The 1,725-nt window shown below is 36.6% G+C and carries 3 protein-coding genes; 1 reads left to right on the top strand and 2 read right to left on the bottom strand.

Features of this window, described 5'->3' with window-relative positions; translation table 11 throughout:
- A partial coding sequence (locus tag BIZ39_RS21625; RefSeq protein ID WP_187448087.1) for a hypothetical protein occupies positions 1-278 on the top strand: 278 nt, incomplete at its 5' end.
- A gap of 84 nt (positions 279-362) precedes the next feature.
- Here BIZ39_RS21625 and BIZ39_RS21630 read toward each other — a convergent pair.
- Together BIZ39_RS21630 and BIZ39_RS21635 are read right to left on the bottom strand one after the other, a co-directional pair.
- Positions 363-638 (bottom strand): hypothetical protein, encoded by a 276-nt coding sequence (locus BIZ39_RS21630; protein ID WP_187448088.1) that lies wholly within the window; start codon positions 636-638, stop codon positions 363-365.
- Between the two features lie 21 nt (positions 639-659).
- Positions 660-878, bottom strand: a complete 219-nt coding sequence (locus BIZ39_RS21635) for a hypothetical protein (protein ID WP_187448089.1) — start codon at positions 876-878, stop codon at positions 660-662.
- Positions 879-1,725 lie beyond the last annotated feature (847 nt).

Consider the following 1,725-nt stretch of genomic DNA (forward strand, 5'->3'; position numbering starts at 1 on the left):
TAAGTGATGATCGCGTTGCATTAACCTATTCTGGTTATATTGACGCTTTATCATATGGGTTTCCTGCACTTGCTGCTGTAGTCTCAGCTTCGATACCTACTGTTTTTTCGGTTTTACCACTGATACAACAGTACTATTTTTTGAGAGGTTTTATAGTTGGTGATTTAACTGAAAGTTTTGTTTGGCTTTATCTTATTTCATTGCAGGCCTATACAGCCTTATTATTAATAATAGCCAGTCTAAGGGCTCTTCATCCTAAAAGATTTTTACAAGGTTGAGGTCTATTCTATCGAGTCAAACACTCTAAAGTATTATTCATATAGGGAATTAATATTAGAGGTTAAGCTTTTAAATTTTTTTCGCTAGTCCACATCATTGAACGGTAAAACTTTGTCGATATCAGCTTTAATTAAAACAAACGCTAGGACGATTACACCAACAATGAAGCCTATTATTGACATTGCAAATGGTGCAGATAAGAAACCAGGGTTGCTCCACTTATTAATTAACTGAGACTCTGTTTGCATTGCTAAACCCCCATTTAACCAGACGAACGTCATTGTTGGTAATGGAATTAAAAGCATAAAGCCTAGTAAAAGGTTAATTCTCTTTAACCAAAAATACTCAAGCGTTCTCATTCAGTTTCCTCTTTCTTAAGTCTAGCCATCATGTTCATTACATTGCTCACCTATTTCTTGCTTTCGCAGTGAACAATTGGTTTGTACTGCAAAGCACAAAAGTAAAACTGAGACTAGTGTTAGCATTATTTTTGAGTAAGAAAGCCCGTCAGCTAGCTCAAAAAAAGAAATACCAATTGCAATAGCGCTAACTCCACCCATGATCGTTGAGCTTTCTTGAAGAGTCTTTAATTCTTTCAAATCTTATTTCCTCGGCTCTTCTTCTTTGCCAGAATCAATTTTATCTCTATAACCATTGCGCACCACAACAGATAGAGGGAAATTCCCGCTATAAGGAAACAAAAGAAAAGCCCCACAGTAGCCATCATGAAACCCATAGCTTTATTTCTTTCTCCTAAATATCAAGAGAGTCAAAATGCTGAGAAGATTGGCAAGGAAAGCTATTACTGACCATCCCAGCAGCGTTGTTTGTCTTTCGTTTAGATCGTTCGGCTACGAATCAGATACAATTAAAGCAATTGCGATGACACTTAAAAGTAAGCACCCAGAAAAAAATCTAAATGGTTCTCTGAAGTGATTAATAAATCACACGCTCCATTCCTCTGTTGTTTATTGTCCACCGTTCCAATCAATCACTGGCGAATACGACAAAACAAACTCAACATGTGACCTAAGTAACCGTGAACCTGAAATAGCCGATTGAACAGAGCTTATTTTCTTTGGTGCATCTGAATTAATTAAGTCATCACACAATGAGTTATCTATTAATGAAAAGCAGAATAGAGCAGCATAATATTGGTGAAGTTCCTTCGAAACTTTATATTGGCAAAGCCTAAAACCAATTTTACGAGAGCACCTGAAAGCATTGAATATTACTGCTAGAGTAGATTCCTTCGCTTCATACAGCTTTATTAAGTCTTCAGTAGTGGCCTGCATTTTATTCCTTTGTTAAAGAGTTGCTTTGGAAAGATGGGATTGCTTAATTTTTACTTGCGTAAAATCTCCCGCCCTGTTTGGGAATGATATCCAATATGAACAAGGAGCATTTTTGTGTTCTGGCAATATCGCAACAGCCATGCAATCAACA

Origin of the sequence: Alteromonas sp. BZK5, from assembly GCF_014349115.1 — a bacterium.
Taxonomy (GTDB): domain Bacteria; phylum Pseudomonadota; class Gammaproteobacteria; order Enterobacterales; family Alteromonadaceae; genus Alteromonas; species Alteromonas macleodii.